Source organism: Gracilibacillus halotolerans (genome assembly GCF_014206945.1).
Lineage (GTDB): Bacteria > Bacillota > Bacilli > Bacillales > Amphibacillaceae > Gracilibacillus > Gracilibacillus halotolerans.
Map to the genome: position 1 here is coordinate 41847 of NZ_JACHON010000009.1, position 26509 is coordinate 68355.

A 26509-nucleotide genomic window follows, 5' to 3' on the forward strand; every position below is an offset into this window, starting at 1 on the left:
TTAAATTACTACTACGTCGAGTTACTCTTTTAGTGCGAGAAAATAGATTGGTCGAGAATTCACTATTCCCCGACCAATCTATGTTTATATCAATTTCAAAAATTGCTCTGATACTATTCTAGCTATTTGATTAGCACCTTTCTCCGTAAAATGCGTGTAATCTGTGCCATTATGCGCAACCATGTAATAAGATTTAACCTCTTCGTATCCAACTTCTTGATAATGTAGGATACTATGTTTCATTAAATCGATCAGTTCTATATTTTGTTCTTCCGCAACCTCCTTCATCGCATTACAATAGTCATTGAAATCGTTGAGAAACTCATCTAACACATAATGAAGCCTTGCGACAGGCGTTATTAAAATTGGCTTCGTTTGCCTCTGTCTTGCTGTATCAATATATTGTTTTAAATAGTCCTTATAATCATGATATGGCTCTGTGAACCTTTCGGGTTTTTCTTTCGTTGAGTCATTGTGACCCATCTGTATAAGAAGATAATCACCTGGTTGCATACCATCCTTCATAGCATCCAAACGACCTTCTAAAATAAATGTTTTTGAACTTCTGCCACCAATTGCGTGATTGTGAATTTCATAGTCTGCTAAATAGTTAGCTAAAAATTGTCCCCAACCAGCTTGAGGTGATTGTTCTTTCTCATATGTTTGACATGTAGAATCACTCGCTAGAAATATTCTCTTCATGGCTTAAATCTCCCTCTTGAGCGATTACTTTCACTTTGACTGGACCGATTAATCCAGATGGTTGCGGTTGTTGATCCATCGCAACAGCACTATTATTCGTAATACGGACAACTATTTCGTTTTCTCCGTCCCTTAAATATTGCTTTGGAATGGAAAATTCGTATGGCGCCCACATTTTCACACCGACTAGCTGATTGTTTATATGTACTTCAGCTATCTCATAAACACTACCTAAATCTAGCACAACCATGTCAGCTTTTTTTGCCTGCCATTGAAAATGTAACATATAGTTAATCGCGCCAGAATAATAGGTTAACTCATCCGTTTCTTGCCAATCTTGTAATCCAGAATATTGCCAGTAGCCATCTTTTCTACTAGGAACTAATTGTACTTCCAACGTATGTACTTCTTTAGTAGAATCATCCAACCTCAAAGGTGCCTCCTCATTTATTGTTGAAGTTAGGATAATTGATTCTCGATACCCTAAATGTAAATTGGTTTTATTTTCGCTAAATTCTAATGAATGTCTTTTACCTGTCCATGCATCCCACGCTTCGGTCGGTATATCCTTTGAAAATTGAATATTGCCAGAAAAAGGCTCTTCACCTTCGTTAACTATAAAGTAAAAGTATTGCTTTCCTTTCCATACTTTAGATACTCGAATATTCGATGAACGAGATTCTAGTTGTATTTGTTGAAATCGGGAAAAGGGCCCCATTTTCTCAAGTTGATCATAGGATAGATAATGAATTTGTTTGAGTTGTTTTATAGGTAACGTAGAGGAGATAACATAAACCTTTCCTCCTTGAGAAATAAAATTATATAACACAGTAGCAACTCTTGGATTAAATTGTTCTAATTGCATATCATCTAATATAATCACTTCATATTGTTGTTGTTCTATTTTTAGTATATTTCCTATTACTTTTACTTTATTTAGAAGAAATAAGTCTTCGTGCACATAGTTAAATTCCATTTGATTCTCAAAGAAATAACGAGCCATTTTCCAAGGTAGTTGATTATTTAATGTCAATATTCCAATCTTCGCCTCGTTGACACTGTCGGTCATTAACCAGCTTAGTCTTTTCATATAGTCGCTAAATAAACGATAATAAGGCCACCAAACATTATTTGGACCAACATCAGGTGGTCGTTCATGACTTCTTTCCACCCCATCAATCGAATAATAAAAAGCATGTGGACAAAATAAATTAACCCCTCGAACAGCTAGCCAATCGGTATACCATTTCATATCTGCTGCTGATAAATTCCATGTGTTTTCTTTTCCACAAACACCTAAGTACTCATTCATGTTCCGTCTTCTACCGAAATGTCTAGCGGCATCTGCCCCACACTTTCCTGCCGTTGAATGTGGACCAGTTATACCTTTGTCATTTTCAGGAGCTACCCATCTCCAAACAACATCTTGACCAGGAATATGGAAGGCTTTCAATAATCCAATATCGTCACTTTTTTCAGGATGACCTGTTAAATCGAGGTTATTTTCCAAACACCATTCACTAATTGGAATATAATAGCTTGCTAGCATCCGCTCATTTATGGCTCGATCATAATCTTGTCGCACCTGTTCTGCATTCGCACTATCGAAAAAGAGACTTAATAAATCATTATAACGATATCCTTCATTTATTAGTTCATGTTCAAACCCTTCTGTCCATGCAAGATAACCTGGCTTCGAATTCCTACCTGTTATATCTGGCTCATCGGTAAACATGGCAACTATTGTATTTCCAAAGTATTCCCCAACTACTTCCTTGTAACGTTCATGCGTCAATTGAATAAATGCTTTTACTGCTTCAGGATTTAATAAATCTGCTGACCTTGGAGCGTATTTTTCACCATCGTCTTGACCATAATGTATACCTCGTATTGTACCGTTTGTATAGTCTTCAGATAGTACAATAATTTGTTTATTTTTCATTAAATGATGTTCCGAACTTTCAATCTGTATACCATGTTGTTTATTTAAAATGGTGTACGAATCATTATTTTGCTCCGGATAAATACACAAAATATTTCCCGGGTCATATTCTTTTTCTTTCTTATCAAGTACAAATATCGCTACAATACGTTCATCCTCTTCTAACTTAATAGAGAATGGAAATTGCACCTCTTCGTATACAGTTGCATGTAATCCTCTACTTGCAAATCTAGGATTTAATTCTACAACTTTTCCATTGGCAGCTCCTGATGGATACATTGCTTCATCGTATAACATTACTCGCATCTTTCGTTGGTGAGCCTCTTTCACAGCAAAGGCAACAAACTCCATAAACGTATCCGATAAGTATTCGATATCTTTTGGAATGCCTAGACGTGGGTGTAGTACGAATCCCTCCACTCCTTTTTCCTGAAAGCCTTCTATTTGTTGTCGCAGCAACTTTTTATCGAGTTGGTCATTCCAAAACCAAAATGGAATTGGTGTATATGCTGCTCCTGGATTAAGGAATTCCTTAAATATTTTACGATCCGTTGTCATTTTCTCTCTCCTTTAACTACTTCTCCTGCGGAATTGGCTCGGTGTTATTCCAACATGTTTCTTAAAAATACGATTAAAATAACTATGCCTATACCCTACTGTTTCCGCTATATCACTTATTTTTTCATTTGTTTCCATCAGTAATCGTTTTGCTTTATCCATTCGAATCTTTGTTAAATAATCAATAAAATTGATTCCTAAAATCTTTTTAAATGCTTTGCTCAACGTATATGGCGTTGTTTGGACATAATCGGCACAGCCTTCCAATGAGATATCCTCCATATATTTTTCCTCTATATACGAAACTACCTTATCTACAATTAGCTTCATTTCCATATTTATATTTTTCTCTAAATACGCTGTGTACGGTTGGACTACTTCATCTATAAACCATTTGATAATCCACTCTATTTCACGTAATTGTGTTAACTCTCTCCACATATTTCTGCCGTCATAAAGTTGAAATGGATCGATACCTGATAGTAATATTTCATGTTGAATCACACTATATAGTTGTTGTACACCAGTGTTAACACTAAATTCCTTAGAACTTCCCTGAACCAATTGCTCAAAAAACTCACGAATAAGCGTTTCTGTTTCCTCGCCTCCACCACGACGAATGGATTGGATAATTTCTTTTTCAATCTCAAAAGGATAATGAAGACGACGGTAATTCTCTTCCTTAAATTTATCTTGCATAACGATAATTTGATTATCTGTCTTGTAATCTCTGTAGCTCCTAACACGCCTTGTTTCCTCAAATAAATGATTGATTCCTTTTATCTTATTTGTTTCAGAGCTTATCGTAATCGTAGCAAACACATTTAAAATACGATTAATTGCTAGAGTCATTTCTTTCGCTAGAGAATGTAGCATTTTCTGACTATCCTCTATTGTTTCAGGGAGTAAGATAAAAACACTTGCTGTCATATCGTAATGATTTAGTACGGTAAATTGCTCCACATAGTCTTCAATTAGCTCCTCTGCAATGTTGGACATGGCGAATGCCAACCAGCTATCATCCTCCTTGTAATGACGATGATCCATACCTGTTATTTGAATATCTAATAATACAAAAGAATGTCCTTCCACATTCCAGCCGTAATTCTCCATCCTTCTTTTTAAAGCCTCTTCATTGAAATTGTATAGGTAGCCTCTCGTTAACTGTGTTAAGAAATTTTGTCTTAGCTGCGGAATTTGATGGCTAATTTTATCCTTAAGCTGCTGTTTTTCAATTGTTAGGGAATTAAGTCGATCACGAATCTGGCTAAATTCATCATGATTTGTACTAGATACTCGATTAGCCCCACTGATATACGAGCTAACAATATTTTTAACTGGCTGATATAATCGATTGGAAGCAAATAATGTTAGGAAAAATGCAACAGCCAATACTGTAAAACTAACAATTAGAATCACTTTTGATATCGTCACGATTGGAGTTGTTATGGCAGAAATAGGTGCAGCGGATATGTATGTCCATTCTGAGCCAATTCGATCAAAGGAACCATAAGTAACTGAATAAGTTTTATCATCCCATTGAAGTTGACCAGTCCTACCTGATTCCTCATCCATATATAAATCAATAAGTTCATTAATAAAAGGGTTATTCTTTCTCATCCCACTCGTTAAAAGTACATCATTGGTTTCATTCAGTAGTACAGTAACTCCGCCAGTATAAGGTGTTAAGGTTTCTAGGTTTTTAGCGAGACTTTTTTTATCAAGGCTTACAATAATCGCACCAAACGGCTCTTTTACAACTCCCGGTATTTGATGCGCTAATACTATTTCCTCCATGTAACCTGCATGTTCCATAAATTGTTCGTCATGGTCCCACGTTATATTTTTCCTTCCTGAAAGCAGAGTTTCATATCCCTTATGTTCATTCGTATTATGTATGTAATTCACATAAGGACTGAACACGACCGCTCCTTCTTTCGTTTCAATATAGAGATCTACTTCATTTATAAAGGGGTGGCTCCCTTCAAGAATCAGAAGTTTTTGCATCAAATCTCTTGTTTTTTGGAATTCATAAACAAAATCTGTAGTGATTAATTGATAATTAAACGTTGGCTCAAAAGCCCAATAAGTTAAGGATTCTTCCAAGTAAGTTAACTGGTCATCAATATTTTGTGCACGCTCATCGATTTCTTCTAAATGGACTTTCGTTAACTCTTTTTCCGTTGAGTTCAAACCAATTGAATAAATTGCAATACCTGATATAATTCCGGGAATTGAAGTTATAAATAAAATTAAAAGAAAACTCCTACGGAAATACTGACTTTTCCATCTAGATTGAATCCATTCCACCATTTGTTTTTTTTGTTGCTTCATCCATCTCTCACCTCACTTCTTTTATTCTACCACTAAATTGTAAGCACTTACATAAAGCTGTGAGGAAAAGTAATACTGTAGTTCTGTTTCTGCTTATTTATCATAGACGTATTCTTCTTTTCAATCAATTGTATTTTTTTGCTCCGTCAAAATTTCTTTTATTTAAATACTGTACTTTTTTGCAAAAATAAAACTTTTTTGCAATCATAAGAGATACGTAAAACAGGTGACCCTTTATTGGATCACCTGTTTTATCACATCTATTACGTATCGTCCACACTAGTTACAAGTAATTATCGTTAAATTGATTTTTTTCTATTTTTCATTATATGAATAAATTCATTCGCTTTTTCTATAGGTGCTTTCGTTGAAAGACTTACAACAATAAATAGCAATGTGGATAGTGCTAATCCCCATATACCTGACATAATTCCGAATGGGGTCGTACTCGTAAATTCTAAATAAATAACTACGATTCCACTAATTGCGATACTGGAAATAGCGCCTGCAGCTGTTCCTCGTTTCCAAAAAAATGTTCCGATAATAGCAGGAACGGATACAATTAATCCAGCTGACGATGCAACGGATAATACAGCAATTAAGTCTAACTGCAATTGCGCAAATAGAAACGCTAAAACTGCGATAATAGGTATCACAAGTTTTCCTACAAGCAACTGCTGCTTATCTTTCGCTCCTTCTTTTAGGTTGCCATATACATCTCTAGAGAATAGTGAAGATAGTGTCAGCAGGATGGAATCAATAGTTGAAACTGCTGCTGCCATAATACCTACCATTACAATTGCCCCTAGTACTGGTGGAATGATATCCGATGATAATAATAACGGTGTTGCTAGATCCGGATTATCCAAATCAGGGAAAAGCAGTGTTGCCGAGAAACCCCACGTAACACTTACAATCGTATAAATAAAACCAAAAACCATAAATCCTAATAACATGGAGCGCAAGCTTTTCCTCGATTTAGGCATAAATAATCTTTGACTTACTTGAGGGTTAGAAATACTAAAGAAGAACCATGGAATTGTCATACCTAAAAAAGTCCAAAAATTAAAAAATCCATTACCTGGAACACTTAAGGATTTCTCATTGGTGTTCTGTAGTTGTTCGAAAAATGCTCCTACTCCACCTAAACTATTTAAAAGTAGAAGAACAACAATGGTAGATGAAATAATCATAATAATAGCTTGTAATGAGTCTGTCCATGCTACGGATCGAATCCCAGCAATATAGGTGAAAACAAGTGCTAGTATCGTAGCAATCATAACACCGGTCGTAAATGTAATTCCATTATCGGTAACACCTGATAATAAATATCCAATCCCAGTTAATTGTACAGCGCTATATGGAATTAGGAAGAGACAACTTGAGATTGCTGCAACAACTGCCACCCATTTATTTTGATATCGATCACCTAGCATTTCAGCTGGTGTAACGTATCCATTTTTCTTTCCAACAAGCCAAAATCTCGGACCAAAAACTGCTACCAAGGACACACCGATAAAATAAATGATTTCAAAACCGAATGCACCTACTCCACCGTTGTATGTTAATCCAGCTAAACCAACTAACATAAACGCACTAAAGGTAGTCGCACTGTAACTTAGCGCTGAGACGAAACCGTTTAGTCCTCTATTACCTAAAAAGTATCCATCCATGCTTGTTTCATTTCCTTGTCGAGATAAAAATGCAATTATTGAGGCAATAATAATGTAAATAATGACAATTCCCCAAACTAACGTTGTACTCATTCGTCATCCTCCCAGCTTTTCGTGTACTGATAATTAATGATAATTGCAATTATTGCTAGGATGGACCACCATAAAAAACTACCATACCATGTATGTACGTCTCGTAATAAAGTATAAGGAACGATATATCCTAAGAGAACTACAATTACAATGGTAATAGCAAATATTTTTTCTTTTTTCCCCATCATCATCTGTCCTTTCTTGAGTTTACTATTTTATTATACACATAATCTAACACGTGTAAAGACACTTGTAACACACTAAGAAAAAATCTAGTTGATTAGTAGAATAGAACCGTACCAGCTAGTATAACCTTTTATATACTCCTTTATAAAAAAGCACCACCCGTTTGCTGTGAGTCTTTGACTTGTGAATAAATTCAAACAGACTAGGGGACGAGGAGAGTACTTATCTGAAATTAAAAAATCAGTGTAGTTTACCTCTACTTAAGGCTTACCACACTGATTTTAAAAATGTTCATTTTATCTCTTTAAACTTTATTTTTCTTTAGCATTCCGAGCATCAATCCCGTTATAACTGCACCAATAATTATTGCAAGAGCAAATAGCCATGGACTACCATCGACAAGTCCAATTACAAAAATTCCACCATGTGGTGCTGGAATTCCGATATTAAATGCCATAGAAAGAGCACCTGCCACGGCTGAACCGACTACTAACGAAGGAATAACACGGCCTGGGTCTGCTGCTGCAAAAGGAATAGCACCTTCTGTAATAAAGGAAGCACCTAAAATAATGTTTGTTTTTCCTGCTTCACGCTCCTGATTCGTAAACTTTCTTTTAAAGAGAATGGTTGCTAAAGCAATCCCTAATGGTGGGACCATTCCACCTGCCATAATAGCTGCATGTGGAGTTAAAAATCCTTCAGCAATCATAGCAATACCAAATGTATAAGCTGCTTTATTGATTGGTCCACCCATATCAATCGCCATCATACCACCAAGAATTGTACCTAATACGATTGCATTCGCTGCTCCCATACCTTGTAGCCAATCACTAAGAACGTTATTAAACGCCGCTAATGGCGCATTTACAATAAAAAACATAATCATTCCAGTTGCGAAGATACTGATAACAGGGAAAAGTAGTATTGTTTTTATTCCCTCAAGTGATTGTGGTAGTCTTTTTAGCATTTTTCGAATACCTACCATGAGATAACCGGCAAGAAATCCTGCTACAAGTCCACCGATGAATCCTGATCCACCTTGGGCAGCCATAAACCCGCCGATCATACCAGGTGCTAAACCAGGTCGATCTGCAATACTCATCGCGATAAATCCTGCTAATACAGGTATCATTAAACCAAATGCATTTCCACCACCGATCGTATTTAACGCTTCGGCAAATTGATTATAACTTTCTTTACCAGGAATGTGGGCTTCAATACCAAATAAGAATCCGAGAGCAATTAAGATTCCTCCCCCAACAACGAAAGGTAACATGTTGGAAACACCGTTCATCAAATGTCTGTAAAACGCATTTTGTTTCGTTGATCCATCATCATCTGTAGCTGTTTCACTACGATCGCTCTTAAAGATAGGAGCAGAGCCACTTGTTGCTTTCTCAATCAATTCCTGTGCTCGATGAATTCCATCAGCTACCCTAACTTGAATTACTGGTTTCCCTTCAAATCTATTCATGTCTACATTAGTGTCCGCGGCTACTATAATCGCATCGGCCTGTTTAATGTCATCAGCAGTTAACACATTTTTGGCGCCACCTGAACCACGAGTCTCGACTTTTATATCAACCCCTAATTCACCAGCTTTCTCCTTTAGGGAATCAGCTGCCATATACGTATGGGCAATACCAGTTGGACAAGCTGTTACAGCAAGAATTCGGTTTTTATTTGACGTTTCTGGTTCAGTTTCTTTCTCTAATCTTTCTGTTTCCTTTTTATTGATTACGTTTAAAAGTTCTTCCTCAGTGTTAGCAGCTAGCAATTGCTCGCGAAACGATTCATCGATTAACATCGAAGCTAGGCGAGCTAACGTATCTAAATGATGCTGATTTGCTCCTTCGCTCGCAGCAATCATAAAAAATAAGTGTGCGGGTTGACCGTCTAAAGATTCATATTCGATACCATTTGTACTTCTACCGAAAACAATGGAAGGTGCTTTTACTGCGCTTGATTTTGCATGTGGAATTGCAACTCCATCTCCAATACCTGTTGAACCTTGTCCTTCTCTCGCTAAGATTTCTTGTTTAAATATTTCTTTGTCTGTAATTTTGCCCGCTTCATAAAGCTTATTAATAAGCTCTTCAATCACTTCCATTTTTTCGGTTGATTGCAAATCTAAGATGACTGTATCTTTCAATAATAATTCAATGATTTTCATCGTTCTTTCCCCCCTATAGTTTATAGTGTTTGATTTGGATTTTTGGTAATAAATTTTCGACTTCTTCCCTTTTACATAAATCATGAGAAAAAGCAGTTGCGCTACCTGCCGCCACACTATAGCGAAAGGCTTGTTCAATATTTAAGGATTTCATATAGGAAGACAGGAAGCCTGCCACCATTGAATCCCCGGAACCAACTGTGCTTTTAACTTTTCCCTGAGGAACAATCGCAATTAATGTCTCCTTTTCATTAACAAATGCGGCACCTTCGCCTCCTAATGAAATCATGACATTTTGGGCACCTAGGCGCTGTAACTCTTGTCCTCCTTCTAAGATTTCTTCAATGGTTGTTAATTCTTTACCTAATATTTGATTAAGTTCTTCTTTATTAGGCTTAATCAATAAAGGACGATACTGTAATAAGTCTTTTAATTCCGGATAAGAAATATCAATAATTAGTGAAACTTCGTTTTCATAACATATTTGAGATAATTCCTTATAGTATGAGAATTCAAGGGATGTAGGTAAACTACCTGATAACACGAGATAATCTCCTTTTTTTAACATTTTAATTTTTTCAATTAATGCTTCCCTTGATTCATTTGATATCTTCGCTCCAACTCCGTTAATTTCTGTTTCCCTATCTGTTTCCTTTAACTTCACATTCACTCTTGTTGGACCGTCATGACTGACGAAACTATGGTTTACTTCTTCTCCATTTAGGTAATCTACAATAAATTTCCCAGTAAATCCGCCTAAAAATCCGAGAGCAGTATTTTCTGTATCTAAATTATTTAAGACGCGAGATACATTAATTCCTTTTCCACCTGGATAAAAGGTTGATATATTCGCTCGATTTAAGTGACCGAGTTTTAACTGATCTGCTTCAATTCGGTAATCAATCGACGGATTCAATGTGCAAGTATAAATCATTTGTCTACCACCATCTCAATCTTTGTTGTTGAATTAAATTCTTTTATAATAGCTGGGTCATTTATATTAGTAATAATCGTTGCTTCTTCTAAAGGTGCAATCTCTGAAAAAGTGACTTCGTGAAATTTAGATTCATCCGCTAATACATATACATGTTGCCCTAATTTAAGAGCTAATGACTTAATAGCAGCTTCCTCTGGGTCAGGTGTTGTATAGCCGTAATCAATATGAATACCATTAACACCGAGAAAGGTTTTATCAAACCGAAACTTACTTAACATCTCACGTGCAGTTTGGCCAATTACCGCTTTTGTAATACTTCTTACATAACCACCGATAATATAAGTCGCAATCCCTTTATCCGACAAAAGTTCAAGATGAGTAATACCAGTTGTTACTACTGTAATATCTTTCGCAGTCAAATGTTTAATCATCTCGTATGTTGTTGTGCCAGCATCCAAGAAAATACAATCACCATCTTTTACTAGTCCAGCGGCATACGCTCCAATTCTTTGTTTTTCTGGTAGGTTGTGTAATAGTTTTTCATTCATACTTAACTCTGTTCGTTTTTGCTGTAGTAAAGCTGCTCCACCGTGGACCCGTTTTAATTTATTTTCCTTTTCTAGTAAGCTTAAATCCCTACGCACCGTTGATTCTGATATATTCAACACCTCAACGATTTCTTGAATATGAATCGTTCCTTTTGAATTTAAAACGTCTAAAATATACTTATGTCTTTCTTCTGTGAGCAATTGGAACAACTCCCTTTCCATCTTCTCATGTACCATTTCTTATCATTATATGTAAATCGTTTTCACAAATCAATCATTTTCTTTCATTTTCAATCATAATATATCATAAGTTGTCAAAAATACGTCAAATTCATTCAAAACTATTCTTAAATGATACCGAAAACTTTATTAGCGCAGGCAATCGCCTATATGGAGCTTATACTCGAAATTTTGATTTTTACTACGTCGAATGACTTCTACGTTGAAAAGTTTATGCTTCACTAACGTGTAATCAAAACCACCAGTGTGAACTGGAGGTTTGCTCTGCGGCTGAAAGCTTTTTATACCGGCCACGCTGAAAACTTTCCGGAAGAGCCTGGGACATAACTCAGTCTTAAATCATCACAAAAAAATGCTGTTATATTAATTACGTAGTTAAAACACTAGACTCCTGCAGGAAAGCAACAGCTGAGGGATTACAGGATGTAATTCAGTTCGGCGTTGCAACAGGACGTTGCAATATTAGCCGAACATCCTATACGTTTTCAATTGAACTTTTGTAATTAGTTGAAGCGTTGCCGAGGTATAGGAAACACTGTGCAAGTGTTATATCTTGCACAGATGTTGACTTATACCCTATGGGTAAAAGCGAAGTGTTTTAGCGAAGTAATTAAAAAAAGCGTAGATACCGAATGAATCCTAACAATTCGTTCGGTATCTACTATGATAAAATACTTCTGTCCCGGCTCTTTTCAAAAAACATAAAAAACTGAGACAAAATAGTCTCAGCCTTATTCTTTCGTTATTATTTTACATATAAAAGTTTTAATTTCTCACATACCACTGGAATTTTATTATGAAAGGGTTGTTGAATACCTTCTAGCTCTTTTTTTAAAAAATCTTCATGTACCTTTCGCCAATAAGATAAAGAACGATCACCTTCTCCTTCCAAGTAAGCGTGCTCTTCGGTTACTTCATCGAAAGGGACGATTTCCACAGCGACTGTTTCCATCACCGCCACAGCCTCTCCATTTCCATCGAGTATAATATTGTGAAGTCCTATATAAGGTAACGGTTCGTCATCTATTTGATACATCGTATAGTTCGAAGCTGTGGCAGACTTTGTCCCTTCTACAACTAATTTTGCTAGTTCATCTGCCATTTCCTTTGAATTTCCAAACGGCCATGCATCATAATGATCAGGAGCATTCGGATTGATTTTGTTATATTCTTCCCATAGTTGTTTAATTGAATCGTTATTCATGGATTACTCTCCCTTTGTCGCAGTGTTCTCTGCTGCTTTCTTTTTCTTTAATAATTGTTGAAATTCTTCTTCTAATTCAACTGTTGGTTCAAGGCTTAACCGTCCTAAGACGTCCGATATCTTTGTCTCGATAACAAGTAATTCTTCTTCAGTAGTGGATTGTTCTGATTTATGTTCTATCATTGTATCAGAATCATGAAGCATTTTATCCTTCATTTCTATAACTCTTGATGCTACCTGTTCCACAAATCGGCGGTCATGTGATACAAATAAAATCGTGCCTTCATATTCCTGTAATAGCTGTTCCAATGCTTCTACTGCATCTATATCAAGAAAATTCGTTGGTTCGTCAAAAATTAATGTATTCACGTTACTTACGAAAATTTTAGCCAATGCAACTTTTACTTGTTCTCCACCACTTAAGACACTTATTTTTTTATGGACATCTTCCCCTCTAAAATATAAACGAGCTAAAACAGTACGAACTAGCGTTTCCGTCTGATTAGAAGTAGCTAATACATTTTCAAGAATGGATAAATTACTATCTAGCTGAGATAGGTCTTGTTTAAAATATCCAATCCGACAAGAATCTGAAATGGTTATCCCATCTTGTCTGGATAGGATGCTTCGTATTAACGTCGTTTTCCCGCTACCATTTGGTCCAGTTATAGCTATTTTTTCACCTGTTTTTACTTCAAACGAAGCATTTTCCCAAAGTAATTTATCGCCGATCTTCCCCATGACGTTGTTCAAACGAATAATCGTTCGATTAGCCATCTTCTCTTCGTACGGCAGCTCCATTTTCAACGGTTTTTGTTCCATTGGCTTAGCGACCTTTTCTAATTTATCCAACCTTGTTTCTAATGCACTTGCTGTTTGGTGTAATTTTTTCTGCTTTTTTGCGAAATAAGGCTTCGCTCCAATTATTTTCGCCTCAGAGTTACTCGTTTTCTTCGGTTTTTTAGTAGCTCGTGCTGCCTTTTGATCTCTAAGCTCTAATGCGCGTTCTAACTGTTTTTTCTTTGCCAAATATTTTTCGTAGTTTTCTTGATGTTGTTTTTCTTTGCTTTCCTTTTGGTGCTTATAGGAAGAATAATTACCACGATAAAAATGAAGCTTTCCATCGCTAATTTCCCATATTTGGTTGCATGTCGCATCTAGAAAAGCACGATCATGAGAGACGATCAAATATGCACCATTCCAAGATTTCAATGTATCTTCAACCCATTCAATATGATTCGTATCGAGATGGGTTGTAGGTTCATCTGCAATTAGCAAACCAGCTTGCTTTGCAAAGGCCCGCTGAATATATTGTTGTGTAACTTCTCCCCCACTTTTTTCGGCATCTTGTTCTTTCAATTGGGGAACATATTCGATGATACCGCTCCGTGTTATTTCTCCTTTTTCAATTGGTATATTACCTATCAAAACATTGATGAGCGTTGACTTCCCTGTTCCATTCTTTCCAATCAAGCCGATTCTATCTCCATGATGAATCTCAAAAGAGACATTCTCCACTAAGTGCCTCGCTCCAACCGTAATAATAAGGTCTCTAGCTTGTAAAAGCATTCTTTTCCTCCTCTTTTCCTAAGGAGGCAAAAAAAGCCTCCTATCTGACTACCAGAACAGGAGGCGACCAAATATACACAAACAATTGTGCATGTATTAACGCATCCATATGAAGTCAGCAATCCTGTTCCGAGTATTTCATAAAAAAGGGCATACGAATCCTATTCGTAAACGAACTCTTTTTATGAAACTCATTCTTAAAAACAGGATTATAACTTCATCGGATTAACGTCATTCCTTTCCATAATTAATTAAAACTAGAATACCTAATTGATATGAGTTTGTCAACGTTATCTTTTTCTATTGTTAGCTGCATCTTTACGAATTTTTACATTATACCAAACTAAAAATAACACGGCTGCTAAGATAAAAAATCCCGGTACATGTATTACACCTGTTAAATCAAGGATTGCTAATATAATAAGAATTGCCAAAAAAGGTATTCGTATTTTATTATACATGCGCCGCTCCTCCCATCTTTTTTATTTCAGGAATTACTCTTTCAGCTAAAAGCTTTACCGTCTTCTTTATCTCCATTAGGGACTGACCACCAAAATCGACTTGCAATAACATGCGATTCTGATTGAAAAGAGTCTGCTGGTACTTTATTTTTTCGATAACTTGTGCTGGTGTTCCTACAAGTAACGTAGACTCCTTGCTTGTGACAAATTCTAAATCCGTTCGTGCCATTCCCATTGGACCACCAATTCCATTTTCCATTAAGTGCTTCCAATATTTCGCGTATAACGGATAAAATTCATTCTCGATTTCTTCCTCTGTTTCGCGAATAAATGTATGAGCGGCAATCGATACAAATCGATTATTAGATGAAGCGTTATCATTATAGGCATCTATAATAGGCGTGTATCTTTTTACTGTACCACCAAGCATTATTACTGCTAACCCACATTGTTTTTTTGCAGCGCGTATAGCACTCTCCTTTGTTCCACTTACTCCAATATGTACAGGCAACTGGGACTGATAAGCACGTGGTGAAACTTCTGCATTCACTAATGAGTGGTGTACGTCACCTTTCCAGTTAACCTTTTCCTCTTTATTCGCTTTCAATAAAATTTGCAAATGTTCGTCAAATAAATCATCGTATTTATTTTCATCGTAACCAAATAAGTGAAAGGACTCGTTAAAAGCACCTCTTCCTACAGTGATTTCAGCTCTTCCTTTCGATAAAAGATCCAGAGTCGCAAAATCCTCATATAGCCTTACAGGATTTGTTGTTCCTAGTAAAGAAGTAAGTGCTGTAAGCTTTATTTGCTTTGTTGAAGCAGCAATATAGGACAATATTAACTGAGGAGAGGAGCTAACATAATCTAGCCGATGATGCTCCCCTACTCCAAATAAATCGATACCTAGTTCATCTGCATAGTTTCCTAAATGAATTAACTCCTGAATCCGTCCTAATTGGCTTTCTTGACCGTTACTTGAAAATTGTTCTCCTAAAGAAAAGACTCCAAACTCCATTCTCTCTCCACCCCATTCTAGTTGTTTCTATCGTATCATAATTATTTCTTTTATTGCTAGCACCTTAATCAAACTGAAAATCTAGCCAAGGCTTTTCTTTCGGTGGTGAAGAGATTGTTTCTACATTTTCATCTCGGACTGGATGTGGGAACTTCAATTTATAGGACCATAAGGCAATTTGCTGACCTGGTTTATTTACATCACTTCCGTATTTCTGGTCACCATAAAGTGGATACCCTCGCGAAGCAAACTGAACTCTTATTTGATGGGAGCGTCCGGTAATCAAATTTATTTTTACTAAGCTTAAGTCTTCAAATGTTTCCAGCACCTCATATGTCAATATCGCTTCTTTAGCACCTTTTTTATTCGCTGAGACAACCTCTGTTTTATTCTTATTCTTGTCTTTTAATAAATAGTCCGTTAGAGTTCCATTATTATCAGGAACACCTCTTACGATTGCCAAATAGATTTTTTCCATTTCGTTTTTCCGAATGGTATTAGAGAGGCGTGAGGCAGCTTTCGATGTCTTAGCAAATACCATCACCCCTCCTACTGGGCGATCCAATCGGTGAACTAATCCTAAATAGACGTTACCTGGTTTTTGATAACGTTCTTTAATATCTTGTTTTAAATAGGTAAGCATGTCCATATCTTTACTTTCATCTTCCTGTGCAGGAACATTGGGAGGCTTGGAGACAAGAAGTAGATGATTGTCCTCGTATAATATCGGTATGTGCATTTGTAATCCTCCATTTTTTAAATGTTTACATGTATCGTAGCATACTCACTTACAATCGTGCTATTTTTGTACAGTTTCTATATATAGTCTCAACAATTTAGTCGCTCCATACGCGATGATGAGCATTTGAGTATTTTTCAGAAAAAAACGTGACTTCCTCTCATTTTCAGTGAGGAAATCACGTTTGTTAATCACTCGTATTATTCAACAATTAATGTAGCAACCATGTCATCATGACCTGCACCACATGGGATGTTACATCTAATAATATATTCACCAGGCTCTAATGTTGCAGTAGTTGACCCTTCAGATTGTAAAGCAACATCTGTATCTACAATTTCAATACCGTGAAAGCCTTCTTCATTTGTTAAATTTACCGTTACTTCACCAGCAGCAACTGTATATGTCTCTTGGTCAAAATCCCAGTTAGAAGCTTTTATATCAACTACTTCACCATCAGCGGACTCCGTAGTATTAGATTCTTCTGCACTGTTATCTGCATCTGTATTAGAATCCTGTGCGTCGTCTCCGCCACCACAAGCTACCAATACACCAGCTACTAAAACAAACATAAGCATAAGTAGAATTTTTTTCATGTTATGATCTCCTTTCACTCAAGATAGATTATTTGTCTATCATTATAGCTATCTTTCAAGATAATTATACGCTCTAATTGAATAGTAAAGCCAATTTAACAAATCAACTTTATAGATGTGTCATTTATTGTTCAAACTTCCGTCAATATTTGGACAAAATTATACTCTATAGAATTTTTTCGTGACAGATAATAGAACAGAGCTCACTTCTTCTATTGTTTTCTCTTTTATTTCTGCTATTTTTGCAATCGAATGCTTCATCATCTTAGGATGTGTCATTTGATGTTGAAAGGGGCCTTCAAAGGGCCATGGACCATCCGTTTCAACCATTAACAATTCTAATGGATAATACTTGATGATTGACTGAATTTCCTTTTCATATATGCAATCTGGAGTAACAGAAATAACATAGCCTCTATCTATCATTTTGTTCATCGTAGTCTCACTGCCTTTAAACCAATGAAAATGTGCCTTCTCGATACGATGATTATCTAATAATTGGATTACTGTGTCCGCATCCTCATATACTGCATGTAAAACTACTGGTAGCTTGCATTGTTTCGCTACTTGTAAGAATTCTTCTAAAATGTCCTCATACATCTTACTATTTAGTTGTGGATTTTCCTTTTTTAAGTAATAAGGTAATCCTATTTCACCTATTGCTACAATCTCGGATTGCCTCTCTTTTATTAGCTCAAGAATTTTTGTTAATTCCAAAGATTGAATAGGCTCTTGCTCCGGGTGCCACCCTAACGCAGGGTATACTTTGTTATTTTCTTTGGCTAACTCTAGTACTCTTTGGCAACTGTTGTAATCACTAGAGACAGCAATTAATCCATCAATTTTATCATCGGCTAAATCTTCTAAAATGATTGTTTGCTCGTTCTTTTTGTACCAGTCTAAATGAACGTGAGCATCAATCATGCGAATCACTCCGTAAGATTTGATAGATTTCTCTTTTTATATGCAAAAATTCTTCCGATAATCGAATGTCTTCTACTCTTGGTCTAGAAAATTGTATCGATATCTCTTTCACGATAGTCGCCGGTCTATCCCCTAATATTAAGATTCTATCAGATAAAAATATTGCTTCCTCGATATCGTGAGTGACAAATAGAACGGTTGGTTTTGCTTCCTCCCATATCGATAGCAACCATTTTTGCATTTCCATTCTTGTAAATTCATCCAAAGCAGAAAATGGTTCGTCTAATAACATTGCCTTCTGTGGACTTAACAAACTTCGCACGAAAGCTGCTCGTTGTTTCATCCCTCCAGATAATTCACGTGGATAAGATTCCTTATATTCGCTGAGCCCTACCTTATTCAGCATTTCAATCGCTTTGTCTCTATTTGGCTTTTCCTTTAATTCCTGTGCAAGCAAAACATTATCTAAAACACTCCGCCAAGGAAATAATGATGGAGATTGTGGCATATAGCTAATCTTCCCTCGTTTACCGGTAATATCTTCACCATCCAAAGTAATCGAGCCACTATCTGGGGCAAACAGTCCTCCGATTAAATGAAAAAGTGTACTTTTCCCACTGCCCGAAGGTCCTAACAAAGAAACAAATTCTCCATCTTTAATGACCAAGGAGACATTTTCCAAAACAGCCGTATCATCAAATCGCTTGGAGAGTTGGTTAATTTCGAGTTTACTCATCTGTTCTCCCCCTTCACATACTGCCAGCGTAAAACGAAGCGCTCAATTAAAATTATTGCTCCAAACAAAATAAAGCAAAGTAAAATTACAAGCAAAATTGCTACAAATACTCGATCTGTTCGGAAGGAGGAGGAGGCTAGTGTCATATAAACACCAATTCCTTTACTTGCACCTAACCACTCTGAAATAACTGCTCCCATTACACTGTACGTTGCGGAGATTTTTAGTCCCGAAAAAATGGATGGCAATGCATGTGGTAATTCTAGCTTTGTAAACATTTGCTGTTTGCTAGCACCCGCCATTTTCATATAATGTACAAGTTCTCGATTCGTTTGACGAAATCCGTCTAGTGTTGCGATTGTAACAGGGAAGAAGCATACAAGCGTAATTATGATGATTTTTGGTAATGTTCCATAACCAAACCAAATAACAAGTAACGGAGCAAGTACAATGATTGGAATATTTTGTGATAGTAATAGTACTGGATAAACCATCTGGCGTACAAATGGTAATACGTGCAATAGAACAGCTATAAGTAAGCCAATGCTTACGCCAATCGCAAAGCCGCTTAGTGTTAACACTACTGTTGAACTAATGTGGTGTTGATAATTAGTCCAACTCTGTACCGCTTCTTGCAGAATGATGGAAGGAGCTGGTAGAATCCAGCTCTCTATGTTAAATAATCTTGTACTCACTTCCCACATTACTATAAGAAAAGCAAGAAAAACGGCCGGTATCCATATCTTCCTCATTCGTGTCCTCTCCCATTGACTATTTAATAACTACAAAATTTTATCGATATTTCTTAGTCAAATCTTGCATGGACGCCTGCTTATCTTTCCTTGAGTAAATCTTTACTTGGGAAATGATACTCGGACAACCTAGTTCATGTAATCGCTCATTCATTTTTTCAATAATGTTTAAAAGCTCCGCTAATTCCCCTTCCATTGTCGTTTCCAATGGATTTACTTGATACGATACGCCAGATTGCTCAATGATTTGGATTGCTTCATCAACAAATGGTATAGAATCCTCACCATTTTTAGTGGTAGGGATAATCTGTATACTTACTAATGATTCTGCCATTTAAATTCTCCTCCTACTCTGGTATAAACTCGTTTGTAAATGCAGATTTTACGTCTAACTCACTATCTATTAGTTCATTTTCGTACATCCAGTCCGCATAGTTTTGCCAAATATCCTCGGATTGTACTCCCCATCTATCTGCATCATCTTGATATTTTGGTGATAACCATTCCTGGCTTGCATGAACAAGTTCACTATCCAAATCCGGTACATGGTTGACTAAAATGTCAGCAGCTTCGTCTGGATTTTCGATTGCAAATTGATATCCATCACTAATTGCCTTCATGAAAGCAGCGACTACTTGATCTTGCTCACTTATTAATTCTTCGCTCGTTATTATAACTGGTGTGTAATAATCCAACTTGTCGGAATAGTCAGTTAGGTAAAGCATATCTAAATCTTCACCACGTAATTCTGCTTCTATTCCAGTCCATGCATAATAAATCCATGCAAAATCGATGTCTCTTTTAATGGCAGTAAAGAAATCTGTATTACCAATATTAATAATCTCCACATCTTCCACAGAAGCATCCTCTTGTTTCATTAATGAATCAATCACAGCGGCTTCTACTGGAGCACCCCATCCACCATATTTCTTACCTGCAAAATCTTTCGGTGATGTAATGCCATATTCTGTCGGTGCGGCAAATCCAGAAGTGTTGTGCTGAATGATCGCCCCAATGGATACGATTGGAATGTCTTGTACTCTAGCTTCTGTAACTGTTTCTTGTGCACTAATGGCAAATTCCGCCTGTCCAGATGCTACTGTCTGCTCTGGTCCTGACTCACCTGGCATGATAATATCCACGTTAATACCTTGTTCTTCAAAGTATCCATTTTCTTCTGCTACATAGATACCTGTATGGTTCGTGTTCGGTGTCCAATCTAAAACTAATGTAACGTCGGTTAATTCTGTATCTGTTGTCTCTTCTCCGCCGCCGCATGCTGCTAGCAAGATAACAACCAAAACAATTGTGAAACTCGTCCAATATTTACGCATTTTTATCCCCCATATTCTAATTATGTTGTTCAACTATCATAAGGAGTGGACATACAGAGGGATCTCATCTGACCCATATATACGAAAAATTTAAGGCATAAGTGAAATAAAAAGCCTTTTACAATATAAAAAGCTCTAGGCAAAAGCCTAGAGCGCATATATGATGATCATACCTATATGTTCCCTACGCTGGCACAACCCAGATCAGGTTCAAAGAGTCCGTATCTATCGGATACTATCTCAACCGGCAACACCGGTCCCCCCACATGTTTCCTTATAAAGTTGTCTATAGATAACTTTGCCATAGCTTGCATTATTTTTCAAGCATCGACTCTCTTTAACGGATTTAAAGCACTTAAGTCAATTTATGACCACAGTTACCACAGAAATTCATTCCACCTGTCTTTGTTCCGCAGTTTGGACAGAAATTCGGAATATTAGCATTGTTCGTTGTTTGTTGATTGTTCGTTGCCGGCTGTTGTTTAGAAGATGAATCAGAATCTTTCTTCTCATCTGAATCCTTCATCATTTCCTTCGCCATTTGCATACCCATCATCATTCCTGCCATATCTGTTGCACTATTGCCACCTTGTGAATTTCCGGAAGCAATCGCATCTGTAACAGAAACGTCTTTATAACGTTGCATATCTCCAATCATCCCATGAGAAGCTGACTTAGTAATCATATCTTGGATTTCTTTCGGATAATTAAAGCTCATAATGTTAAATCGAGTAATTTCAAATCCGTCTCGATTGACTTGCATGTCTAAATCTTCTTTAATCCCTTCTCCTATCTCAAAGGAATTAGCCTGCAAATTAAACATGTCTTTTCCTTCTCTCGCAATCCATTTCATAAGTAATTGGTCGAGAATTGCTGAGATACGTATACGAATGTCCTCAACTAAATAGCTGTTTTTTACACCTGCGACATTATCAATGAGCTTTACATAATCAAGGACTCTAAATTGAAAAGTACCATTTGCTCGTATTGGGATACCACCTGGTAAACTTGGACTAGGGATGTTAATGACATTTTTTGTTCCCCATTTCACGGTAAATTCTTTCGTATTAACGAAAAGTACTTCTACTCGCATTCCACTGTTGAAACCAAATCGGAATCCTTTTAGTGTAGAAAGAAATGGAACGATTTCAGATTCAACTTCATATTCGCCCTCTTCTTTAAAAATCCCTTCAATTTTACCTTGATCAAAAAATATTGCGTCCTGGCCTGGACGAATAATTAACTTACTTCCTTTTTTAACTTCATTATTTCGCCATTTCCAAAAAATCATATCATCGCGAAATTCATCCCATTCGATTACGTCTGAAAATTGATCCTTAAACAAGTTAAACATCTAATCATCCTTTCTATATTAGAATCCACCACGGCTACCAGAGAAGGAGCGACCACCACCGGTGACACCGCCACCACCGCCGCTTCCACCAGAACTATTATTCTTAGGAATTTTTGTTCGTGTGACTGTTTTACGTACGTATCGATCATGTCTGTTACGAATTCGTGATTGTTTCGGATCAAAGTAAGTTTGGTGATTAACTGTTACTTTACCACCTAGATTAAATACCATTGTTCCGACTATAACAGCACCGATCAAAACAGCAATCAATACTTGGAACCACCATTTCAATAGTATACTATCTGGATTAATTATTGGATTTACTTCTAAATAACGATCAGCCTTTTCAAAAAACTTTTTACTCGCAGCTAGATAATTTTCATTCGTTAAGTCTTGTGTAATATATTCACGGATTTGAGTTAATCGTTCATCGTCTAAATAGTTCATTGGACGCTCGCCAAATGCGCTTAAGAATACTTCACGATTTTCCATGTCAATCGTTAGCATGGCGGTATCTCCATGTGGTTTATCGTAGCCAGGAGCTTCCTCATCATAGAAATCACCCATATATTTTACAACATCTCGGCGCTGTAAGTGTATTTCATCTGCAGTTAAGATAATGTACTGTATTTCTTTCTCTTCGCTGTATTGGGCTGCAAGTTGTTCTATTTCTTGCTCCTCACTTTCCGTTAAAATGTCTGCGTTATCGTATACATGTTTACTTTCCGCTTGCATTACAGAAAAAGGTATAATTGCGAATAGTAGTAGTAACGTAATAAGAACTTTTTTCATCAATAACCACCCCCAAGTATGAGCGTTATGATTAAGAATATCGCATACACAGACGCACTAATACTAGAGAACCATAACGCTACTTTTTTATAACTTACAGGTGGTTTACCGACGATTTTTCCTGTTTGACCATTCATTGCGAATGTGTGCTCTTTCTTATCAAAGTCGTAGTACACCATCCAGACTGGGAGTAGAACGTAATCACTGTTTACTGGCTTTGTTCGAATGTCTCGCTGCTGATAGGTTACCGATGTATAGCCTGAAATTGTCGACTTAATATATGTATCAACAAACGATTGTATTTTCGACTTAACTCTACCGAATAATTGCTCATCCGTATAATTATATTTCTCTGCTAAATACCCAGCTAAATAAGGTGTTTTGAAATCTTTTAACTCACTGTAGTTATATGGCTCCAATTTATCCATAAGCTCGTCATCCATCTTTTCCGATGCATCAACTGGAACTTTTACATAACGCGCTTCTAATGATCGATATACATCATAATAATGGGTCTCGGTATAACGATAATCCCCTCTCGTATACGTCCGTACTTTTGTACCAGTCGCTTTCACTTCAATATCATTATCTAAATCATACATCCAAAATGGTACATAGATTCCTGTGACGCTTTTGACACGATCTGCTGTCATAAACCCTTTTGGTGTGAGGCGGCCATTTTTACACCATTTCTTAAAAGCAGCCATTGCTTCTTCCTTACTAATTGTAAATGGAATTACTCGAGCTGGTGCTAGATCACCAGATAGACGATCCGCCAATACGACTGGCGCCCTACAAAAGCTACAAGATGTTGCAGTTGTGTCCGCATCTGTTATGACAACCGCTCCACAGTTCTCACATTGATATTCCTTTGCTTCCTCTTCTTCGAATGTTTTTTCAATATGTATCTCATCGTATGAATCGATATGTTCGTTATTTCCACAGCTACTACATGACAAATTCCCTGATTCACTGTCATATTTCATATCTGAACCACAATTTGGACATTTATAATGTAAAATCATTCATTATCCCCCCTTAGCAAATGGTATTTCTATGAATTAATAAGGATCTTTTCTTAACTCTAATAACGCTTCTGCTTCAAATAGTTGTCTCATTGACTCTTCTTCTAGTTGTTTTAAATTTGTTTGTAAGTTACCTTCCTCTTGTTTATTTTTCAACTCCACTTCTATACTCTGGATACGTTGAATCGTGTCGGTATAGGTATCATCCATTTTATCATATTGTTGTTGCAAACGAACTAGGCCTTCTACTAATTGTTTTTTAGTTTTTTTCAACTCGATTATTTCTTTTTTTGCCTTTTGTTCTTGTAGCTTGAAATTACTTTTATCTGCTTCACCTGTACTTTTTTCCACATATCTACTATATTTATCAGCTAATTGGTTCTTTTCTATTATTTCTTGTTCAGTACGTTGGACATGTGTTTCAATTGTTTCTATTTTAACTTTTAACTCACGAATGGACTTCTCTACTTGTTTTTGCAAATCATTTAGACTGTTCTCCTTAGCAGGCAGCTCGCTCTTCATAAAAGTTTTCATTCTTTTAAATAAACTCAATACCGACGTCCCCTTTCCTTTACTCATTACTTATTCTTACGTTAAAGAACAGAAAAACGTTTCATTTTTTATCCGATCTGAGCTCCTAAATATGTTCCAAATAATATGCGCAATCTTAATCATACATTCCATAAATAAAAATAATGTCATTTTTAAATAACCTTATATAATACACTATATATTTTTCTTGTGTCAATAGAAAATTTGTGTATTTTTCTAGAACATGTTACAATGTAAAGTAGAGTTCGTTAATTGACGTATTTCAAATTCTTTCGGCGCTTCTTTTTGTTAGAATTTGAGTACGCTTTTTTTATCTCTCTTTCCACGTAAAGGCTTATTAGGTAATTCCTAATCGTACCTACCTTTTTAAAAATGTCGAAAGAGTAAAGTAGCTTGTCAAAGTTCAATATGAGGGAGAGAAAAGCGGATGAATTTAATCGATAAAATAGTAAGGCATGAACATTTCGGAAAAGGTAGTGTAGTTGGGCAGGACGGATCAATTATAGAGATACAATTCAAATCAGATATTAAGAAATTCGTGTTCCCTGATGCATTTGGAAAATTTCTTAAGATAGATAATGAAAAAATTGCTCATTCACTTAAAAATGTGATACAAAAAAAGCAAAAAGAAAAACAGGATGAATTACTACAAAGAGAAGAAAATCGAAAGCGTCATCGCATCGAGCAAAAGCTTCGAGTCGAACACGAAAAACTTATGAGAAATCATAAGCTTCATCCAGAGTCGCAATTGGCTTTTTGGTGTGACGAAGAGGACAAGGAAAAGGCATTCACGGAGTGGAGAATTTTCTATGATGTTTTTAAGAGCGGACAAAGCAAGGGACAACCAAAGAAACCATCACGTGTACATCCAAACAGTGTCTGTCTTTTAACAGCGAGAGATACGAACATGCCTGAAAAAGATCGATATATATTAGGTGCTTTTATGGTAAAAGAGGATTTCATCGGTAAGTTTTGCGAAGATGGATATATCCCTTCTCATTCTGTATACAAATTACAGCTTACAGAAGAGGAATCGGAAAAGATGTCTTTTTGGAAATATTATTCGAACGAGAAGTCACCTCATAAGCCAACATGGAATACAGGTAGAGCTCGTTATTTTGACAATGAATGGATGGCACAAATTTTAGCGGATATCGTTACTTTAAAACAGGAATCAGATGATTATAATCTAGCTAAGAACTTTTTGAATCATTTTTGTAAAATGAATCGAATTAATATGGAAGAATTACCTGAAGCTAACGGCGCACTTACACATGTGTAGATTTTTCATACCATAAAATGAGAAGAGAGACTGGGGCAGAAGTAAGTTTCATAATACAAAATCCAAATGTTATACTAAAGCCAAGTCAAAATACTTCGCTTTCCGCAGGCAACGCCTCAACTAATTACAAAAGTTATATAAAAACTTTTGTAATGGATTTTCGGCTGTTGCTTTTCCTGCAGGAGTCTTGTATTTTGACTTGGCTATTTATATCATTTTCATGATTTGATTGGGTTTTCGTGCTATTTTTTGTGCTCGGCCTGAAAGGCCCACCGAATGGTTCTCCCTCTTGCACCACATTCACTCACTAATCCTAAAAGAATCCTTTATTGTTTATTGTTTTTTCTGTAAACGGATCAAACTCTTCGAAGATTGTTAATTGGTCAGTCATGCAATCTTCTTTGAGCTGCTTCCTAATATGATCCTATATTTTCTTTCTATTTCCACCCACTGTATCTACGTAGTAACCCCGGAACCAAAACTTGCGATTTCCGTATTTATAATTAAGATTGGCGTGACGATCAAATATCATCAAAATACTTTTCCCTTTTAAATATCCCATAAATTGAGATACGCTTAATTTTGGTGGGACACTCACTAACAAGTGCATATGATTCCTACATGCGTTTGCCTCATGTATTTTGACACCTTTGCGTTCGCATAAATCTCTTATAATTTGACCGATAATTCTCTTATTTACCATATATTATTTGTCTCCTGTACTTTGGTGCAAAGACGATATGGTACTTACAATTCCATATTGTGTGCTAAACTATTCTGGACAT

General features: G+C 36.3%; 24 protein-coding genes, 1 pseudogene and 1 riboswitch. Of the genes and pseudogenes, 1 reads left to right on the forward strand and 24 read right to left on the reverse strand.

Going from position 1 to position 26509, the window contains the following annotated elements; genetic code table 11:
* Positions 1–84: 84 nt before the first annotated feature.
* The 23 genes from GGQ92_RS10030 to GGQ92_RS10140 form a co-directional block, all read right to left on the reverse strand.
* Positions 85–702, reverse strand: coding sequence for a rhamnogalacturonan acetylesterase (locus GGQ92_RS10030; RefSeq protein WP_184248002.1), 618 nt, complete (start codon positions 700–702; stop codon positions 85–87).
* Positions 677–3202, reverse strand: coding sequence for a glycosylhydrolase-like jelly roll fold domain-containing protein (locus GGQ92_RS10035; RefSeq protein ID WP_184248005.1), 2526 nt, complete (start codon positions 3200–3202; stop codon positions 677–679). The genes GGQ92_RS10030 and GGQ92_RS10035 overlap by 26 nt, the downstream gene beginning before the upstream one ends.
* A gap of 12 nt (positions 3203–3214) precedes the next feature.
* Positions 3215–5536, reverse strand: a complete 2322-nt coding sequence (locus tag GGQ92_RS10040) for an AraC family transcriptional regulator (RefSeq protein ID WP_246384356.1) — start codon at positions 5534–5536, stop codon at positions 3215–3217.
* Between the two features lie 299 nt (positions 5537–5835).
* Positions 5836–7302, reverse strand: coding sequence for a sodium:solute symporter family protein (locus GGQ92_RS10045; RefSeq protein ID WP_184248008.1), 1467 nt, complete (start codon positions 7300–7302; stop codon positions 5836–5838).
* Positions 7299–7487, reverse strand: a complete 189-nt coding sequence (locus GGQ92_RS10050) for a hypothetical protein (RefSeq protein ID WP_184248011.1) — start codon at positions 7485–7487, stop codon at positions 7299–7301. Before GGQ92_RS10050 ends, GGQ92_RS10045 begins: the two co-directional genes overlap by 4 nt.
* A gap of 305 nt (positions 7488–7792) precedes the next feature.
* The gene (locus GGQ92_RS10055; RefSeq protein ID WP_184248014.1) at positions 7793–9661 is read right to left on the reverse strand and encodes a PTS fructose transporter subunit IIABC; all 1869 of its coding nucleotides are present in this window, start codon (positions 9659–9661) and stop codon (positions 7793–7795) included.
* 13 nt (positions 9662–9674) lie between these two features.
* Positions 9675–10595, reverse strand: a complete 921-nt coding sequence (gene pfkB, locus GGQ92_RS10060; protein WP_184248017.1) for a 1-phosphofructokinase — start codon at positions 10593–10595, stop codon at positions 9675–9677.
* Positions 10592–11347 carry a DeoR/GlpR family DNA-binding transcription regulator gene (locus tag GGQ92_RS10065; protein WP_184248020.1) on the reverse strand — a complete coding sequence of 252 codons (756 nt, stop codon included), beginning with the start codon at positions 11345–11347 and terminating at the stop codon, positions 10592–10594. The genes pfkB and GGQ92_RS10065 overlap by 4 nt, the downstream gene beginning before the upstream one ends.
* A gap of 784 nt (positions 11348–12131) precedes the next feature.
* Positions 12132–12590 carry an ASCH domain-containing protein gene (locus GGQ92_RS10070; protein WP_184248023.1) on the reverse strand — a complete coding sequence of 153 codons (459 nt, stop codon included), beginning with the start codon at positions 12588–12590 and terminating at the stop codon, positions 12132–12134.
* A 3-nt stretch (positions 12591–12593) separates the two neighbouring features.
* Entirely contained in the window at positions 12594–14159 is a 1566-nt protein-coding gene (gene abc-f / locus GGQ92_RS10075; protein WP_184248026.1) for a ribosomal protection-like ABC-F family protein, read from the reverse strand.
* Between the two features lie 290 nt (positions 14160–14449).
* Positions 14450–14620: a hypothetical protein gene (locus tag GGQ92_RS10080; protein ID WP_184248029.1), complete on the reverse strand. Its 171-nt coding sequence runs from the start codon at positions 14618–14620 to the stop codon at positions 14450–14452.
* Entirely contained in the window at positions 14613–15638 is a 1026-nt protein-coding gene (locus tag GGQ92_RS10085; protein ID WP_184248032.1) for an LLM class flavin-dependent oxidoreductase, read from the reverse strand. The genes GGQ92_RS10080 and GGQ92_RS10085 overlap by 8 nt, the downstream gene beginning before the upstream one ends.
* A 64-nt stretch (positions 15639–15702) precedes the next feature.
* Complete coding sequence (locus tag GGQ92_RS10090) at positions 15703–16377, reverse strand: RluA family pseudouridine synthase (RefSeq protein ID WP_184248035.1); 675 nt, start codon at positions 16375–16377, stop codon at positions 15703–15705.
* A 200-nt stretch (positions 16378–16577) separates the two neighbouring features.
* Positions 16578–16973, reverse strand: a complete 396-nt coding sequence (locus tag GGQ92_RS10095) for a cupredoxin domain-containing protein (RefSeq protein ID WP_184248039.1) — start codon at positions 16971–16973, stop codon at positions 16578–16580.
* Between the two features lie 159 nt (positions 16974–17132).
* Complete coding sequence (locus tag GGQ92_RS10100; RefSeq protein WP_221437291.1) at positions 17133–17897, reverse strand: TatD family hydrolase; 765 nt, start codon at positions 17895–17897, stop codon at positions 17133–17135.
* Complete coding sequence (locus tag GGQ92_RS10105) at positions 17890–18633, reverse strand: ABC transporter ATP-binding protein (protein ID WP_184248043.1); 744 nt, start codon at positions 18631–18633, stop codon at positions 17890–17892. Before GGQ92_RS10105 ends, GGQ92_RS10100 begins: the two co-directional genes overlap by 8 nt.
* Complete coding sequence (locus GGQ92_RS10110) at positions 18630–19385, reverse strand: ABC transporter permease (protein WP_184248046.1); 756 nt, start codon at positions 19383–19385, stop codon at positions 18630–18632. The genes GGQ92_RS10105 and GGQ92_RS10110 overlap by 4 nt, the downstream gene beginning before the upstream one ends.
* 40 nt (positions 19386–19425) lie before the next feature.
* Positions 19426–19719 (reverse strand): MTH1187 family thiamine-binding protein, encoded by a 294-nt coding sequence (locus GGQ92_RS10115; protein ID WP_184248049.1) that lies wholly within the window; start codon positions 19717–19719, stop codon positions 19426–19428.
* A 13-nt stretch (positions 19720–19732) separates the two neighbouring features.
* Entirely contained in the window at positions 19733–20719 is a 987-nt protein-coding gene (locus GGQ92_RS10120; RefSeq protein ID WP_184248052.1) for an ABC transporter substrate-binding protein, read from the reverse strand.
* Positions 20720–20883: 164 nt separating this feature from the next.
* Positions 20884–20993: riboswitch (TPP riboswitch) on the reverse strand.
* A gap of 81 nt (positions 20994–21074) precedes the next feature.
* On the reverse strand, positions 21075–22073 hold the full coding sequence (locus GGQ92_RS10125) for an SPFH domain-containing protein (protein ID WP_184248055.1): 999 nt from the start codon (positions 22071–22073) through the stop codon (positions 21075–21077).
* Positions 22074–22091: 18 nt separating this feature from the next.
* The gene (locus tag GGQ92_RS10130) at positions 22092–22865 is read right to left on the reverse strand and encodes a TPM domain-containing protein (RefSeq protein WP_184248058.1); all 774 of its coding nucleotides are present in this window, start codon (positions 22863–22865) and stop codon (positions 22092–22094) included.
* A complete protein-coding gene (locus GGQ92_RS10135) occupies positions 22865–23890 on the reverse strand; it encodes a TFIIB-type zinc ribbon-containing protein (protein ID WP_184248061.1) in 1026 nt (341 codons plus the stop codon). The genes GGQ92_RS10130 and GGQ92_RS10135 overlap by 1 nt, the downstream gene beginning before the upstream one ends.
* Positions 23891–23926: 36 nt before the next feature.
* On the reverse strand, positions 23927–24442 hold the full coding sequence (locus GGQ92_RS10140) for a hypothetical protein (protein WP_184248064.1): 516 nt from the start codon (positions 24440–24442) through the stop codon (positions 23927–23929).
* A 427-nt stretch (positions 24443–24869) separates the two neighbouring features.
* Here GGQ92_RS10140 and GGQ92_RS10145 point away from each other — a divergent pair, with 427 nt between their 5' ends.
* Positions 24870–25724, forward strand: a complete 855-nt coding sequence (locus tag GGQ92_RS10145; protein ID WP_184248067.1) for a malate synthase — start codon at positions 24870–24872, stop codon at positions 25722–25724.
* 313 nt (positions 25725–26037) lie between these two features.
* On the opposite strand, the pseudogene tnpA reads toward GGQ92_RS10145, so the two are convergent.
* Positions 26038–26485, reverse strand: a pseudogene (gene tnpA, locus GGQ92_RS10150) (IS200/IS605 family transposase).
* Between the last annotated feature and the right edge of the window lie 24 nt (positions 26486–26509).